14 protein-coding genes and 1 pseudogene are annotated in these 14,917 nt (G+C 64.7%); 3 read left to right on the top strand and 12 right to left on the bottom strand.

The features are described 5' to 3' along the window. Nucleotides 1-199: 199 nt before the first annotated feature. A complete protein-coding gene (locus AAFG13_RS19195; protein ID WP_342712995.1) occupies nucleotides 200-934 on the bottom strand; it encodes a hypothetical protein in 735 nt (244 codons plus the stop codon). Between the two features lie 35 nt (nucleotides 935-969). After that, a pseudogene (locus AAFG13_RS19200) lies at nucleotides 970-1,308 on the bottom strand (PilZ domain-containing protein); the annotation flags it as partial. Nucleotides 1,309-1,700: 392 nt separating this feature from the next. Here AAFG13_RS19200 and AAFG13_RS19205 point away from each other — a divergent pair. Beyond that, nucleotides 1,701-2,513, top strand: a complete 813-nt coding sequence (locus AAFG13_RS19205; protein ID WP_212315701.1) for an enoyl-CoA hydratase — start codon at nucleotides 1,701-1,703, stop codon at nucleotides 2,511-2,513. A 285-nt stretch (nucleotides 2,514-2,798) separates the two neighbouring features. On the opposite strand, the gene AAFG13_RS19210 is transcribed toward AAFG13_RS19205, so the two are convergent. The 8 genes from AAFG13_RS19210 to AAFG13_RS19245 all read right to left on the bottom strand — a co-directional run bounded on the left by AAFG13_RS19210 (nucleotide 2,799) and on the right by AAFG13_RS19245 (nucleotide 10,466). Then, complete coding sequence (locus AAFG13_RS19210; protein ID WP_342712996.1) at nucleotides 2,799-3,581, bottom strand: SDR family oxidoreductase; 783 nt, start codon at nucleotides 3,579-3,581, stop codon at nucleotides 2,799-2,801. 88 nt (nucleotides 3,582-3,669) lie between these two features. Continuing rightward, the gene (locus AAFG13_RS19215) at nucleotides 3,670-4,593 is read right to left on the bottom strand and encodes a DUF1932 domain-containing protein (protein WP_342712997.1); all 924 of its coding nucleotides are present in this window, start codon (nucleotides 4,591-4,593) and stop codon (nucleotides 3,670-3,672) included. Further along, complete coding sequence (locus tag AAFG13_RS19220) at nucleotides 4,593-5,462, bottom strand: ABC transporter substrate-binding protein (protein WP_342712998.1); 870 nt, start codon at nucleotides 5,460-5,462, stop codon at nucleotides 4,593-4,595. Before AAFG13_RS19220 ends, AAFG13_RS19215 begins: the two co-directional genes overlap by 1 nt. Nucleotides 5,463-5,481: 19 nt before the next feature. Further along, nucleotides 5,482-6,228 (bottom strand): TetR family transcriptional regulator, encoded by a 747-nt coding sequence (locus tag AAFG13_RS19225; protein ID WP_212315705.1) that lies wholly within the window; start codon nucleotides 6,226-6,228, stop codon nucleotides 5,482-5,484. A gap of 57 nt (nucleotides 6,229-6,285) precedes the next feature. Then, nucleotides 6,286-7,164 (bottom strand): SMP-30/gluconolactonase/LRE family protein, encoded by an 879-nt coding sequence (locus AAFG13_RS19230; RefSeq protein ID WP_342713359.1) that lies wholly within the window; start codon nucleotides 7,162-7,164, stop codon nucleotides 6,286-6,288. 35 nt (nucleotides 7,165-7,199) lie between these two features. Then, nucleotides 7,200-8,270, bottom strand: coding sequence for an aldose epimerase family protein (locus tag AAFG13_RS19235; protein WP_342712999.1), 1,071 nt, complete (start codon nucleotides 8,268-8,270; stop codon nucleotides 7,200-7,202). A 2-nt stretch (nucleotides 8,271-8,272) separates the two neighbouring features. Beyond that, a complete protein-coding gene (locus AAFG13_RS19240) occupies nucleotides 8,273-9,202 on the bottom strand; it encodes a Gfo/Idh/MocA family oxidoreductase (RefSeq protein WP_342713000.1) in 930 nt (309 codons plus the stop codon). 238 nt (nucleotides 9,203-9,440) lie between these two features. Further along, a complete protein-coding gene (locus tag AAFG13_RS19245; RefSeq protein WP_342713001.1) occupies nucleotides 9,441-10,466 on the bottom strand; it encodes a histone deacetylase family protein in 1,026 nt (341 codons plus the stop codon). 151 nt (nucleotides 10,467-10,617) lie between these two features. Here AAFG13_RS19245 and AAFG13_RS19250 point away from each other — a divergent pair, with 151 nt between their 5' ends. After that, nucleotides 10,618-11,229, top strand: coding sequence for a TetR/AcrR family transcriptional regulator (locus AAFG13_RS19250; RefSeq protein ID WP_212315710.1), 612 nt, complete (start codon nucleotides 10,618-10,620; stop codon nucleotides 11,227-11,229). Between the two features lie 3 nt (nucleotides 11,230-11,232). Here the strand turns inward: AAFG13_RS19250 and AAFG13_RS19255 are convergent, their stop codons facing one another. Then, nucleotides 11,233-12,183 carry a fatty acid desaturase gene (locus tag AAFG13_RS19255; protein ID WP_342713002.1) on the bottom strand — a complete coding sequence of 317 codons (951 nt, stop codon included), beginning with the start codon at nucleotides 12,181-12,183 and terminating at the stop codon, nucleotides 11,233-11,235. A gap of 14 nt (nucleotides 12,184-12,197) precedes the next feature. Next, nucleotides 12,198-13,229 carry an alpha/beta fold hydrolase gene (locus AAFG13_RS19260; protein WP_342713004.1) on the bottom strand — a complete coding sequence of 344 codons (1,032 nt, stop codon included), beginning with the start codon at nucleotides 13,227-13,229 and terminating at the stop codon, nucleotides 12,198-12,200. Nucleotides 13,230-13,440: 211 nt separating this feature from the next. On the opposite strand from AAFG13_RS19260, the gene AAFG13_RS19265 reads away from it, so the two are divergent. Continuing rightward, nucleotides 13,441-14,778 (top strand): MFS transporter, encoded by a 1,338-nt coding sequence (locus AAFG13_RS19265; protein ID WP_342713005.1) that lies wholly within the window; start codon nucleotides 13,441-13,443, stop codon nucleotides 14,776-14,778. Nucleotides 14,779-14,917 lie beyond the last annotated feature (139 nt).

Here is a 14,917-nt window from a genome sequence, read left to right on the forward strand (position 1 = left end):
TTTTTACGCCCAGACGCCGCCTTCATTAAATCATTAATGGTCTTCGGAAGGTCCGTGTATCCTAGTCCCAAAGATTTCCAACCGCGACTGCGAGACTCGCGCCTAGATTTCCTGTGTGAAGCTTCTTGACGAGAAAAATCCTCGTGATCCAACAGTTTGAGGTTGTCCCAGAACAACAAGCTGTTTCGGACAGTTATGATTAAGCGTACATACCCATCTTGGGACACAACGATGCCAAGAGCCTTGCGATCTTGTGTGCAGTAACGGAGCATAGATCCATGTGCGTTCCGGACTTTGAAGGATCGATTTTCCGCGCGCGAGTTCCTCGACGGGAGAAACTTGCGCCGTCATAGACCGCTGCAACATTCGGTGTTGAACCGATCTTCACACCAAAGCCCGACACTGAAAGTGTTGGAGTCATCAGGACCAGCCCGTCGACTGCAGCTAAAGAAGCAATCAGCTTAACCGCGCCGGTCATTTCTTCTTCTCTATCTTCCGCATCCGCTTCAGCCAGCGAAAGCCGTCTTACCAAGCTTGCTGGAACTGGCGCGTTTTTGTCCGTGAATGCACGCCTCACAGTTCCAACTTCCCATAAATGCCGCTCTTCTAATACGCGAAGGATCGCAGCGTCACCCAAGCGCGGATACGCAAGCTGAGTCTTAACTTGCAGCATGCGCTTGATTGGCTTCGGTGTTAGCAGAAATGCTCCCCCGGTCCCACGCTGCCGCAGCCCTATGCAGAGCCGAGCAATGGAGGTTACCCACATCCTTTCGAGCCGGGCGAGGATTTCTGATTCGCGTCCAGTGCGGTCAAGAACGTGAGCTGTCGCCTTCGCGAACGGCGCCAACGCGTCAGAAGCGTACTCGGAGACAATATCAGAACCTAGTGCATCAAATTCGCGAGTTATAAAGGTTTGCGCCTTCAGGCCGCCCAAGAATAGGTCACCATGGTACGCGGAAATATCGCCAATACGCTCGGATCCTTCTGCTTCTTCTCGATCCAGGTCAACTTGTCGGCGAACTTCTCGCGCCTGGCATGCGTCATCTCGAGCTCGAGCAGGAAGCTGCCGCTCATCGTGTCGGTGATGCAGCCTTCGAACTTGCCGAACTCCTCGAAGTACGAGGTCAGCCAGTCGCCGACCTTGCCGACAACAGGCACGTCCACGATCATCCGGAACGGCGAGACGCGCGTGGTGCGGCAGGCGAAGCTGCGCAGCTTGCCCTGCGCATCGTACCAGTTCGGCAGCGTGTAGCTGCCGTTGACGATGATCCTGACCGCGCGTTGCTTGAGAAACTTTTCGACAGACACGACTGGACCTCGCCCGAGGCGATCTGAGTGCACGGAGGTCTGGGGTTGACCGACATCGGCGGCCGGTCTGGTGGCGGGGACTTCCGTTACCGACGCGATTGCAGCGGGAAGGCCGCGGGTTGCGTCCCAGCGCGTCGCGCATCGTCCTGGCGCGCAGGTGCGTACAGTCGTACCGTCGAAACACCAGGGAAAAAGTTAAGCCGGGACAGAGCGCGGGCGGCGCACTCTATGGCGCAACCCTTACGGGTGTGTTTATTTTGCGAGCCGTACAACTACCGGGAGAGTTGCCGCACGCCGTTGCAATCGCGCCGTGCTCCAAACGGCCTGCCTCGGCTCGCAACCGGGTGCTAGCCTTGATCCTAGCCTTGGCCGAAATCAGACCGGATTCTCCTATGCCAACCATCTCAGACAAGTCGCTTGCCGACGGCAAGATCCTGCAAAGCGTGGTCGACGGCGTCGGCGTCATCACTTTCAACAATCCCGACAAGCGCAATGCGATGTCGCTGGAGATGTGGGAGGGGCTCGGCGAGGCACTGACCGCCTTGCGCGACGATCCGGCTGTCCGTGTCGTGATCCTGGTCGGCGCGGGCGACAAGGCCTTCGTGTCCGGCGCCGATATCAGCCAGTTCGAGAAGACCCGCCACAACGCCGAGGCCTCCGAGGAATATTCACGGCGCAGCGCCGCCCAGCGCGCCCTGCTTGCCGACTATCCGAAGCCGACCATCGCCTGCATCCGCGGCTTCTGCCTCGGCGGCGGCATGCAGGTCGCGATGCTGACCGATATCCGCATCTCCGGCACGAGCGGCCAGTTCGGCATTCCCGCCGCCAAGCTCGGCATCGCCTACGGCTATGACGGGCTGCGCCACCTGGTGTCGCTGGTCGGCCCGTCCTGGGCGCGGCTGATCATGTATACCGGCATGCGGATCGACTCCGCGGAAGCGCTGCGGATCGGCCTCGTCGACCGCGTGCTGCCGGATGCCGAGCTGTGGGATGCGACCATGGAGATCGCGCGCACGATTTCGGGCAACGCGCCGCTGGCGATCAAGGCCGCCAAGATCACCATCGCGCAGGTGCTGAAGGATCCCGCCGATCGCGACATGGCCGCGATCAAGCAGATCGGCATCGACTGCATGGACAGCGCGGATTTCCGCGAAGGCCGCAACGCCTTCATGGAAAAGCGCAAGCCGCAGTTCAAGGGCCGCTAGCGGCGTCCTCGTCCTCACCTGTCATCGCCCGGCTCGACCGGGCGATCCAGTACGCCGCAGCCTCTCGGCTCGAGCACTGCGGTCTCTGGAATACTGGATCACCCGCATGCGCGGGTGATGACACCGAACAAAGTGAGGGCGTCAGCACAATTTCGGAATAATAGAAGAATACTACTGATTTGCCCGACGCGTCAAGTAGCCTGGTCGAACGCCGGCAGCCGCCGGCTACTTTGCATGGGGTTGTTTTCGATATTTTGGGCAGCGGGCTCGCGATTGAACCTGCCCCTACTTCTTCTCGTTGACCGGCACCGTGTAGTTGAGGATCAACCGCCCGCCGTCGGGATAGATGGTCTGGCCGGTGATGTAGGAGGCGTCGTCGCTGGCGAGGAACGCCACGACCGAGGCAACCTCGCTCGGCTCGCCGCAACGGCCGGCCGGGGTGCGCGACAGCACGCTGCGCCGCGCGTCCTCCGACGAGAAGATCGCCGTCGCCACCATCTCGGTCAGGATGGTGCCGGGTCCGACCGCCACGACGCGAATGCCGTGCGGCGCCAGCGCCACCGCGGCCACCGAGGTGAGCTGCTTCATCGCGCCCTTGGACATCGCATAGGTCGCAAGCGAGGGGATCGCGAGCAGCGCGTTGACCGAGGACATGTTGACGACGACGCCGCCACCGCCCTGCGCGATCATCCGGCGCGCCGCGGCCTGGACGCCGAAGAACGCGCCCTTGAGGTTGATCCCCATCACGTCGTCGAATTCGGCCTCGCTGATATCGAGGAAGTCGCGGTTGCGCGCGACGCCGGCATTATTGACCATGACGTCGAGCCGGCCGAACTCTTTCACCGCGTGAGCTACGATGCGATCGACATCGGCGCGCTTGCTGACGTCGGCCTCGACGGCCCGCAACCGATCCTCATGTCCGAGCTCCTGGGCGGCGTGGACGAGCCCCGCAGCATCGACATCCGAGATAACGACCCTGGCGCCATCGGACAGGAACCGCGCGGCGCAGGCTTTGCCGATACCGCGCGCCGCTCCGGTGATGGCGACGACCTTGCCGGAATTCTTCATGGGAGTGCCTCCAGACCAAAACTGTTCACGGAGCAATAGCGCATTGCGCGTCGGCAGGGAAACGCGGCGGATTCTCCGCGCGCAGCACTCAGGATTTGATGCGCGCGAGAATCCGGTCCGCCTCGGTGCGCCAATCGGCGCTGCGCGCGAAGTCCGGCGTTCCCTTGGGCCCAAACACGCCGTCATCGGCAAGATCGGCGATCCAGCCCTGCCGCTCGGCGGTCCCCGACGCGGACCATGGCGCGAGCCCGGCCTCGCGCACGGTCTCGGCCACCTCGCGCACCTCCTCGGCACGCCGCCGGCCATGCTCGATCACCCGCTGGAAGAAATAGGCGCCCTGCTTCTCCCAATCAATGCCTGGAAAGGTCTCCTTGAGCGAGGCCAGCACCGCATCCTCGACGCCATAGGCGCGTGCGGTGGTAAAACTCTCGATCACCATGGCCTCAAGGCCCTTGATCATGATACTGCGGCACATCTTGACCGCCGAGGACACGCCAAGCTCATCGCTTGCGACCTTCGCCGCGAAACCGAGCGCTACCAATAGCGGCGCCAGCTCGCGCGCACCGCGGCCGCCGAGCAGCAGCGGCACCTTGATCCGGTAGGGCGGCAGCGAGGTCATCACCGCACCCTCGACATAACGGCCGCCGGCGCCATCGATGTGCGCCGCCGCGCGCTGCTTGGCGCCGGGCGAGGCGGAATTGAAATCGAGAAACCAGGCGCCGCTCCGGATGGCGGGCGCGCAAGCCTCGGCCACCGCCACCGCCTGGCTCGCCGTCACCGCCGAGATGATGAAATCGGCCCGCGCCGCGAGATCGGCATGGGACTGCGCGAGCGTGACGCCGGTCTCCGCCGCGTGTGCACGCAGCGGCGCGCCCTCCTCGCGGTCGAGCTTGATGTCGTAGGCGGCGACCTTGACGCCCTGCTGGCGCAGGTCCTCGGCGAGGATGCGTCCGACCTCTCCATAGCCGAGCATGCCGACCTGCCACTGCCGCGGATCGCTGGAGATTGTCATCAGTTCAAGTCCCGTGTTGTGTCGTCGAACAGCTCGTCGACCGTGATCCGCCGGGGGATCAGCGCCTGCAGGACGCAATAGTCGATCATCAGTTCGAGCGGCATGCGGTTCGCCTCGACGCCGAACGGCAGCAGGTCCGGCACATCAGGCGGACCGGCGTTCGCCTTGGTGCGCTTGAGGAGTTCGTAGAGGCTGCGCACCACGTCCGGGCGCGATGTCGCAAGCTGCGTCGTCACCACCACCAGATGATTGACCGGCACGACGCCGTACCGTGCGTACCACCGCGCAGCCTCTGCGGCCGGATCGGCGAACAACGGCTTGAGCGCCGGATCGCTCGAGGTCTCGCCCAGCACGGCATCGAGCTCGCCGTCCTTCAGCATCTGGATGATGGCCTTGCCCTTCGGCGCCCGTTCGGTGCGGTCGACATATTCCGCAACATGCGGGTCCTCGAAGGTGACCCAGTCGATCCGGTCGAGGTTGACGCCATGATCGTTGGCAAGGATGCCGCGCATCCATGCGCCCGTCGTGGTCGTGAACGAGCGGATGCCGACCCGTTTGCCTTCGAGATCGGCGGGCGTGAGCGTGCCGCGGTCGGCGCGATAGAGCGCATGGCCATGCTGGAAGCGGCCGACCATCGCGGCGGGCAACAGCACCAGCGGCTTGCCGTGCGCCCTCGCCATCAGATAGGTCACCACCGCCATCTCGCGGACGTCGAACGCTTGCTCGCGCACCATCGGCTTGAACGCAGCGTTGGTCGGCGTGAACTCGGTGAAATCGAGATCGAACAGCTCCGAGCGCAGCTCGCCGCTCTTCACCGCCTGGACGTGCGGATGATTGCCAAGCACCGTGCGCAGCCGAAGTTTCTCCATGGCGACGAACTCCGCGGGGTCAGGTCAGCGCGCGCCCTGGATTCACGCTTGCGGCCTTGCGCGGCACAGGCGCTGGTTGATCGAGCGGCGCAGCTTGCAGGGCGGCAACCGTCGCGCGCACCAGCTCCTCGATGGCATGGCCGGCATCGGTGCCGTCGGCGCTGCCGCGCGACAGGCGCGAGACGCGCTCCGGCGTCACCAGCGTGTAGTAGAGCGCGCCGAGCAGGAAGTGACCGCGCCAGACCAGATCGGTGCGCGGAATATGCGGCAGGCTTTCATGGATCGCGTCGATGAAGGCATGGCTGGTGTCGTCGAAGGTCTGCGCGATGATCTTGCGCACGACTTCGTTGCCCTCGGCCGACATGATCGCGCGCAATCGCGTGAACCGCGTCCCGCCGCCGGCAAGATCGCTGCCCGAGGTGAAGGCCGGCAGCACGTAAGCGCGCACGATCGCCTCCAGCCGGTCCTGCAGATCGCGGACCCGCCGCGCCGCCGCCAACAGCTCGGAGCGCCGCCGGTTCATCGGGCCGCAATGCCGCCGATAGATCTCCAGCAGCAGGCCGTCCTTGGTCTTGAAGTGATAGGTCACGCTGCCGGGATTGGCGCCGGCGGCCTGTGCGATGTCGCGCACCGAGACGGCGTTGAAGCCGTAGGTCGAGAACAATTCCTCCGCCGCGGCGAGGATCGCCTCGCGCATGTTCGGCTTGCGGGTGCTGGCGACCTTGGCATCGGCCTTCACGCCGGACTTGGCAGGTTTACGGACCATATTTGTACTATCGTCCAAATATTCAGGTCGCGTCAACAACGCGGCCGCGAGCCCCGTTCAAGACAGTCTGACGTCGGGCTCGGCACGGCCGCGCGCCGCGGCGTTGAGCAGAAAGGTTTGGCCGTGGCCGGGATCGGCCGCGCGCTGGGCCTCGTCCATGTCCTGCCAGGCCGAGGTGACCAGCACGCGCGCGAAATCGCGGCCGACAAAGGCCGGGCAGCTCGACTGCTTCGCCGGCACCTTCAGCGAGCGCAGGTGCCGACCGCTGGGGTCGTAGACATCGACGCAGCCGCCGCCCCAGCGCGCGTTCCAGATCATCCCGTCGGCATCGACGATCGCGCCGTCGAGCCCGCCGGTGCCTTGATGTCTGATCAGGTCGACAGGCTCGCCGGTCGGCAATCCCGTCGATGGATCGAGCGGGACGCGATGCAGCACATTGGTCGCGGTATCGGCGAAATAGCCGACGTCGCCTGCGGGCGAGAAGCAGATCGCATTGGGGATCGTGATCCCGGGATAGAGCCGCGTGACGCGGCCGTGATGCAGCGCATAGATCGCACCGGCACCATGCTCGGCTTGACGCCCCATTGTGCCGAGCCAGAAGGTGCCCGACGGATGCACGCGCGCATCATTGGAGCGCGTCACCGGATTGTCGGCTTCGAGTGCGACGAACAGCTCCAGGCAACCGCTGGCGACCTGCCGGACGTAAAGCCCATCCTCGGTGAGGATCAGCTGCCGCTCGCCGTCGATCCGCGCCAATGCGCTCGCCATCTTCGGCAGCTCGTGAATCACGGTGCGGCCGCCTGCAAAACGATGCTCGAACAGGCGACGCTCGCGGATGTCGAACCACCAGGCGGTATCGGTCGCCGCGTCATAGGTCGGACCCTCGCCGAGATGACAGCGCTCGGCGGACAGCACGGATGTCGGCACCTGTTCGATCAGCGGCTCGGCGGCACGGTCGGTCATGGCGTCACTCACATGGTCGAAAATCGATAAATTGCAGTTCGCCGATAGATCTGCCCGGGATCGAGCCGCGCCGACGGGAAGTCGGGCCGGTTCGGCGTATCCGGCCAGGCGTGCGGCTCGAGACAGAGCGCGTCGGATTGGCGATAGAGCCGATCGCTCTTGCCGGCGCTCGAGCCGTCGAGGAAATTGCCGGAATAGAACTGCAGCCCCGGCTGATCGGTGAACAGCTCCATCACGCGGCCGCTGAGCGGCGCCTCGAGGCGCGCGGCGAAGCGAAGGCCTGTCCCGGAGGCCAGACAGAAATTGTGGTCGTAGCCGCGCCCGAGCCGCAGCTGCTCGTCATTCATCCTGATCCGCGCACCGATCGCGGTGGGCTCGCGGAAGTCGAACGGCGTGCCGTCAACCGGCCGCGGCGGCCCCGATAGCGGGATCGCGGTGGCGTCGACCGCGAGGAAATGGTCTGACGCGATCGTCAGCCTATGATCGAGGATCTGCGTGCCCGAGCGTGCGCTGTCGAGATTGAAGAAGCTGTGATTGGTGAGATTGACGTAGGTTGGCCGGTCGGTGGTCGCCTCGTAGGTGACCGCGAGTTCCATCGGGGCGCGCACGCGATAGGTCACGCGGGTCTGAAGATTGCCCGGATAGCCCTCTTCGCCATGCGGGCTTTCGCGCTCCAGCACCAGCGCCGGACCCGGTTGATCGGATAGTTCGGCGATCCGCCACAGCTTGCGATCAAAGCCCTGCAGGCCACCATGCAGCGCGTTGGGGCCGTTGTTGGCGTCGAGTTTCACCGTCTCGCCATCGAGCATGAAGCGCGCGCCGGCGATCCGGTTGGCGTAGCGCCCGATGGTCGCGCCGAAGAATTTGCGCTGCGCGAGATAGCCGTCGAACTCGTCGTGACCCAGCACGACGTCGTCGCAATGCCCGCCGCGATCGGGCACGAGCAGCGTTTGCAGCGTGGCGCCGAAGGGAAGGATGCTGGCCTCGAAGCCGTGTTCGCCGCGCAGCGTCACGCGCTCGACCACGGTGCCGTCGGGCAATTTGCCGAAGGGCGCGCAAGCAAAGTTGGCTGATGTCATTGTCAGTCCCCGAACGCCTCGACAAGGCGCCGTCGCCCCAGCATGAAGCTATCGGCGACGAGCCGCAAGGGCGCGAGGTCGACGTCGGATTTTCCGTCCGACGTCAGCGCAACGAAGCGGCGGTACAGCGCGGGATATTCCTCATCCGTGGCATCGACCACCAACCTGTTGCCGTCGCGCAGCTGCCGTCCGCCTTTCGACAGCGTCACAGGCCCGGCCTCGGTCTCGCACAGGATGTCCCAGCTCGGCGGCCCAGTCTGGCGAAAATCGAACTCGGCGTGGATCGGCAGGCCGTTTTCATCGGACAGTTCGATTGCTGCGGCAATCGGCGCCTCCCGGTTGGAAGGAACGTCCAACATCGCGCTCCTGACAAAGACTGGACACGGCAGGATCTCAGTCAGGATCGACAGCGCGTTGATGCCGGGATCGAACACGCCGAAGCCACCGGCCTCGAAGATCCAGGCTTGGCCTGGATGCCAGACGCGGACGTCTTGCTTCCAGATGATGGTCACCTTGTTGATCGTGCGGCCGGCGAGCAGTTTCCGCGCCGGTCCAACCGCGGGTGCGTAGCGCGAATGCCATGTCGCAAACAATGTCCGGCCCGCCTCGGCCGCGGCCGCGATCAACGGCGTGAGTTCGCTTAACGTGGCGCCCGGCGGCTTCTCCAGCAGCACGTGCTTGCCAGCAGCAAGCGCAGCGGCGGCCTGCGCGTGACGCGCCTGCGGCGGTGTGCACAGCGCAACCGCATCGATCTCCGGCCCGTCGCGCAACAACTCCTGCAAGTCGCGGAAATGCGGCAGGCCGGACGGGGCCTTGGCGGGATCGGCCACCGCGACGAGTGCGGCGCCGGATGTCTTCGCGATCGCAGGCACGTGTTGCCGGCACGCGATCTCCCCGAAACCGACGATGGCGATGCGAAGCAGATCGCTCATGGCCGTCCTCGCGTTGCTGCCCGCCGGGACGGCCGATGCCGCCAGGCAAGGTCATAGGCCAGCACCGGATACCAACGGCATGATCCGGCATTGGTTGCAAAGGCGCAGCTCCACGACGCCTTGTTGTGCGCCGCACGGCAGGGGCATCGGTCCTGATCCATCACAACCGATGCTCCAGACTGTTGTTTTTGACGGGTTTTCTTCACGCGAACCGGTCACCACGCCATTCGAAACCGCGCTAGCGCGCGGCCTCGAATCCGCCGAGCACCGCCGCCAGGTTGGCACCGAGGATGTCGGAGAGATAGCCGCCCTCCTGCACCAGCACGGTCGGCAGGCCGAAACGGGCGAGCGCCTCGCCGATCCGGCGGAAGCCGTCGGTGGTGACGGCGAGGCCCGCGAGCGGGTCCTTCTCGGAGGCGTCGAGGCCGAGCGCGACCACGAGCGCGGTCGGCGCGAAGGAACGGATCGCCTTCTCGGCCGCCGCGAGCGCCTTGATGTAATCGTCGTCGCCGGTGCCCTTGGCGAGGGGAATGTTGAGATTGGTGCCAAGGCCGGCCCCCGCGCCGCGCTCATGCGCATAGCCCCAGACGAACGGGTAGAAGAACGACGGATCGGCGTGGATCGAGACAGTGAAGACGTCCGGCCGCTCGTAGAAGATGCCCTGCGTGCCGTTGCCGTGATGCACGTCGACATCGAGGATCGCGACGCGCTCGTGCTTCTGGCGCAGATGCTCGGCCGCGATCGCGCTGTTGTTGAGGAAGCAGAAGCCGCCGGCGAGATCGCGATAGGCGTGGTGACCGGGCGGACGGCACAGCGCGTAGACGGCGTCCTCGTCGTCGAGCACCATCTGCGCCGCGGTGACCGCGACGTCGCTCGAGGCGCAGGCGCCGGCCCAGGTGCCGGGTCCGATCGGAGCCGCGGTGTCGACCGTATGCCAGCCGAGCTTGCCGACGATGTGGGTGGGATAGGTGCCGGCGTTGCGCACCGGATGCATGTTCGCGATCATCTCCGGCCCGGCATTGCCGAGCGCCGACCATTCGTCCCAGGCATCGGCGAGAAAGCTCAGATATTCCGGACTGTGCACCCGCGCCCGCGGGCCCTGCCCGAATTTGGTCGGCTCGATCAGCGTGTGCTTGCCGGCCTTCAGGCCCGCCAGCAGGCGGTCGGCGCGCTCGGGCTGCTCGGTGGTGCGCTGGACCACACCGCGGACCAGGAAGAATTGCGGATCATGGCTGCGGTGCAGATCACTGTAGACGGCCTTCACGGGATACTCCTGTTCGGTGAGCAGTTGAGCTGAGCCTTCGCTGGCGAGTTGTACAGTACCAGCGGCGGCGATGATCTGAAACAGCGCGCGATTTCATGCTATGTCCGCAGGCAGCGCAATGATTCAAACACGCAGGAGACGAATCCCGGCCATGGCGGGAAGCAAGGCGGAGACGGAGGATACGACAGCGGGGCGGCGCGGCCGGCCGCGCTCTGCCGCGACCACGGCCGCGATCCTGCACAGCGCCTATGCGCTGATGGCGACCACCGGCCTTGCCGCCACCACCATCGACGCGATCGCCAGACATTCCAACGTCTCGAAGATGACGATCTACAAATGGTGGCCGTCGCGCGAGGCCTTGCTGATCGATGCCTTCCTCGACCAGGCCTCGCGCGCGGTGCCGCTGCCTGAAGCGGGCCATCCGGTGGCCCGCATCCGCCGCCACGTCGCGACCTATGTCGAGGCGTTGCAGGGCGAGTTCGGGCGGGTGCAGCTCGCGGTGATCTCGGAATGCATCTCGCAGACCGGCACGGCGGAATTGTTTTACGAGCGCTACCTCGGCCTTCGTCGCGCCAGGATGCTGGAAATCATCGCCGCCGGCCAGAAGGACGGCAGCATCGGCGCGCCGGGCGTCCCCGGCGATATCTATGACGCGATCTACGGCAGCCTGTTCTATCGCTATGTCTTCGGCATCAAGCCGCTGACGCCGGCCTATGCCCGTAACCTCGTCAATCTGGTGCTGCGGCCGCACGCCGAGGCGTGAATATCAAGCAGAGCGCTGCCGCTGACGGCGGAACCAGGCCCAGGTCTCGCGCGTCACGGCGCGGTAGTTGCTGCCGCGATACACGATGTGGCCGTCGACGATGGCGTTCAGCTTCGGCAACGCATGAAACGGCACCGTCGGATAGGCATGATGCTCGACATGATAGGGCATGTTCCAGGCGAACCATTTCATGATCCGGCCGGTCATCGTGGTGCGCGTGTTCTCGAACGCACTCCGCGTCCGCTCGCAACCGGTGTGCTCTGCATAAAGATACGGGCGCAAGATGAGCTGACCGGCGAGCAGCGGCACGATCCACACCCAGAGCAGGATCGCCCTGTGCAGCGCAAGCGATACCGCGAGCAACAGCAGATAACCTGCGAGATAAAGCCTTGCCTCCTGCACGATCGAGGCGCGCTTGTGCTGCGGAATCCACGGCACGATCACCTTCCCAGTGAGTGCATGCCGGAACATCAGCCGGATCCGGACCAGCACCTGCAACAGTCCCGAATAGGCGATCGCGAGCTGGGTGTCCGACACAGGCTTGGGACCGACGATCAGCTCGGGGTCCTTCTCCGGATCCTGGGTGTAGCGATGATGGTCCCAGTGAAACAGGCAGTAATATTGGTAAGGCAATCCGATCATGAAGGCGGACAGGTTGCCAACCACAAGATTGAGCGCGTGGCTGCGGAACGCCGTCTTGTGCGCGGTCTCGTGCACCACCATGAACAGGAACGCGACGAAATAGCCCTGGATGGCAATCAGCGGCACCGCCCACACGAGACCATAGCGCGACGAGATCAAGGAGATCAACGCGCCGACAACAGCGATCATCCCGTAATGGCTGGCCGCACGCACCGCGCCGGCAAGGTTCGACTTGGTCGACAGGTCGCGCAAGGTCAGCGGGCTGAGCGGCTTCAGGCGGGGTCCGGCATCACTGGTCTCTGCGGTGCTCATGGTCGTCTCACCTGTCAGCGTTGCAAGAGCGCCGAGATTTCGGCGTTGATGAAGGCGCGGTCTTCGGCGTTGTTGACGGGATTGCCGGCGCGGTGCCCGTGGATCGAGCGGATCGGATGCAGCGCCGCGGAGCGGGCATTGACCAGGCGGCCGAGTTCGTCCTCGTTGTCGCGCGGATCGAAGTAGCGGTCGGTACGGCCGGGCATCAGCAGCACATGCGCCTTGATCGCCGCCATTGCGCGGTCGAAGTCACCGCCGAATTCGTCGCAGCGGCTGATATCGCCGGCCTGCCAGATCGCAATCTGCGCCAGCAGATTGTTCGCATCGCGCCGCGCGAAGGCCCCGTCCCAGGATCCCGCGAGGTAGTCTTCCAGCGAGTTGAAGCCGGCGTCGCGCCAGGATTCCTCGCGAAAAAACTCGTGCGACATCGCCCAGCCGGCATAGACGCGCCCCATCGCGCGAAGGCCCATTGTCGGCTTGGTGACGAAGTATCCATCCCGATAAGCGGGATCGGCGGTCAGCGCGGCCTTCACGCCTTCGAGGAAGACATGATTGTAAGGCGAGCACCGCGCGCTGCCGCAGACCACCGCTGCGCGCTCCACCATGTCAGGATAGCGCGCGGCCCAGTGATAGGCCTGCATGCCGCCCATCGACCAGCCGTAGACCAGCGCGAGCTTGGTCACGCCGAACCGCTCGACCAGCAGCCGGCGCTGGATGGCGACGGCGTCATGATAGGTGAAGGCTGGGAACGGTGCGCCGCCGAGCAGCTCGCTCGAATTCGACGGCGAGGATGACAGGCCGTTGCCGAACAGGTTCGCGATGATGATGAAGTAGCGCTCGGGATCGAGCGCCCCGCCCGGCCGCACCAGCCATTCGATGTCGTAATGCTGTGCCGCGAACGACGTAGGATAGAGAATGACGTTGTCCTTGGCCGCATTCAGCGTGCCGTAGGTCTTGTAGGCGAGCGCAAGCTGCGGAAACACCGCGCCGCCCTGCAAGGTCACCTCGCCTGCCTCGAACACCTCATAGTCGCGTGACGTGGTCATGCGCATTCGACCTCGAACAGCAGGCGCGGCGCTGCGCGCTCAATAACTGTACTTATAGTACACTAATTGGGAACCGAAGCAAGAGCGGCGAAGGTGGCATCGCACCGGGCCGATCCATTCAAAATCGGTATCGATCAATACCCGTTTCGGCTTGGACCCATTGCCGTCATCTCTCTAGGACAGACCCCGAGGAAATCTTAAGGAGGCGCGAATGAGCGCAATTGTGTCCGCCACGGACGCGCGGCGATCCCGCGTCCGGCTGTTGATCGTGACGATGCTGTTTCTCGTCACCACCGTGAACTATGCCGACCGCGCCACGCTCTCGATCGCCGGCCCTGCCCTCTCCAAGGAACTGCATCTCGACCCCGTCGCGATGGGTTACGTGTTCTCGGCGTTCGGATGGTCCTATGTGATCGCGCAGGTGCCGTGCGGCTGGCTGCTCGACCGCTACGGTTCCAAATGGGTCTATGCGATCAGCATCATCGTCTGGTCGATCTTCACCGCGATGCAGGGTCTGACCGGGTTCCTCTCCGCGGGCGCGGCCGTGGCCCTGCTGTTCGGGCTGCGCTTCCTGGTCGGCTTCGCCGAAGCGCCATCGTTCCCGGCCAATGCCCGCATCGTCGCGGCCTGGTTCCCCGGCAATGAGCGCGGCACCGCATCGGCGTTCTTCAACTCCGGACAGTATTTCGCGACCGTGATCTTCGCGCCGCTGATGGGCTGGATCGCGCACGAATACGGCTGGCGCCACGTGTTCTACGTGATGGGCGGGCTCGGCATCATCATGGGCATCGCCTGGATCAAGACGATCTACGAGCCGAAGGACCATCCCGGGATCAACGAGGCCGAATTCGACTACATCAAGCGGGGCGGCGCGCTGGTCGACATGGATGCGGCGAAGGCCGGCAAGACGCAGGACAGCGGCCCGAGCTGGGGCCATATCCGCCAGCTGCTGGCCAACCGCATGATGCTCGGCGTCTATATCGGCCAGTACTGCATCAACACGCTGACCTACTTCTTCCTGACCTGGTTCCCGGTCTATCTGGTGAAGGAACGCGGGCTCTCGATCCTGCAGGCCGGTTTCGTCGCGACGTTGCCGGCGCTGTGCGGCTTCGTCGGCGGCGTGCTCGGCGGCGTGATCTCGGACTACCTTCTGCGCCGCACCGGCTCGCTGACCATGGCGCGCAAGATCCCGATCGTCGGCGGCATGCTGCTCTCGATGGTGATCGTCGCCTGCAACTACGTCGACAGCCAGGCGCTGGTGGTCGGCTTCATGGCGCTCGCCTTCTTCGGCAAGGGCATCGGCGCGCTCGGCTGGGCCGTCGTCTCCGACACCTCGCCGAAGGAAGCCGGCGGCGTCTCCGGCGGCTTGTTCAATACCTTCGGCAATCTGTCCTCGATCACCACGCCGATCATCATCGGCTACATCCTCGCCGCCACCGGCTCGTTCAACGGCGCGCTGGTATTCGTCGGCGCCAACGCGCTGGTCGCGGCGATCGCCTATCTGTTCATCGTCGGCGAGATCAAGCGGGTGCAGCTGAAGGCGGCCTGAGCGGGCCGCCGACGTCTATCGCCCGTCATTGCGAGGAGCGACAGCGACGAAGCAATCCATGGCTCCGCATATGCCGCGCGATGGATTGCTTCGCTTCGCTCGCAAAGACGGGGATGGAGTTGGGCACAAACCCAAAACG

This window comes from Bradyrhizobium sp. B124 (genome assembly GCF_038967635.1).
GTDB lineage: Bacteria > Pseudomonadota > Alphaproteobacteria > Rhizobiales > Xanthobacteraceae > Bradyrhizobium.

What these genes read in the sequence shown, in the direction of transcription:
- AAFG13_RS19205 (WP_212315701.1), top strand. Translation starts at nt 1,701, where the DNA reads ATGCCAACCATCTCAGACAAGTCGCTTGCCGACGGCAAGATCCTGCAA.
- AAFG13_RS19210 (WP_342712996.1), bottom strand. Translation starts at nt 3,581, where the DNA reads ATGAAGAATTCCGGCAAGGTCGTCGCCATCACCGGAGCGGCGCGCGGT.
- AAFG13_RS19215 (WP_342712997.1), bottom strand. Translation starts at nt 4,593, where the DNA reads ATGACAATCTCCAGCGATCCGCGGCAGTGGCAGGTCGGCATGCTCGGC.
- AAFG13_RS19220 (WP_342712998.1), bottom strand. Translation starts at nt 5,462, where the DNA reads ATGGAGAAACTTCGGCTGCGCACGGTGCTTGGCAATCATCCGCACGTC.
- AAFG13_RS19225 (WP_212315705.1), bottom strand. Translation starts at nt 6,228, where the DNA reads ATGGTCCGTAAACCTGCCAAGTCCGGCGTGAAGGCCGATGCCAAGGTC.
- AAFG13_RS19235 (WP_342712999.1), bottom strand. Translation starts at nt 8,270, where the DNA reads ATGACATCAGCCAACTTTGCTTGCGCGCCCTTCGGCAAATTGCCCGAC.
- AAFG13_RS19240 (WP_342713000.1), bottom strand. Translation starts at nt 9,202, where the DNA reads ATGAGCGATCTGCTTCGCATCGCCATCGTCGGTTTCGGGGAGATCGCG.
- AAFG13_RS19250 (WP_212315710.1), top strand. Translation starts at nt 10,618, where the DNA reads ATGGCGGGAAGCAAGGCGGAGACGGAGGATACGACAGCGGGGCGGCGC.
- AAFG13_RS19255 (WP_342713002.1), bottom strand. Translation starts at nt 12,183, where the DNA reads ATGAGCACCGCAGAGACCAGTGATGCCGGACCCCGCCTGAAGCCGCTC.
- AAFG13_RS19260 (WP_342713004.1), bottom strand. Translation starts at nt 13,229, where the DNA reads ATGACCACGTCACGCGACTATGAGGTGTTCGAGGCAGGCGAGGTGACC.
- AAFG13_RS19265 (WP_342713005.1), top strand. Translation starts at nt 13,441, where the DNA reads ATGAGCGCAATTGTGTCCGCCACGGACGCGCGGCGATCCCGCGTCCGG.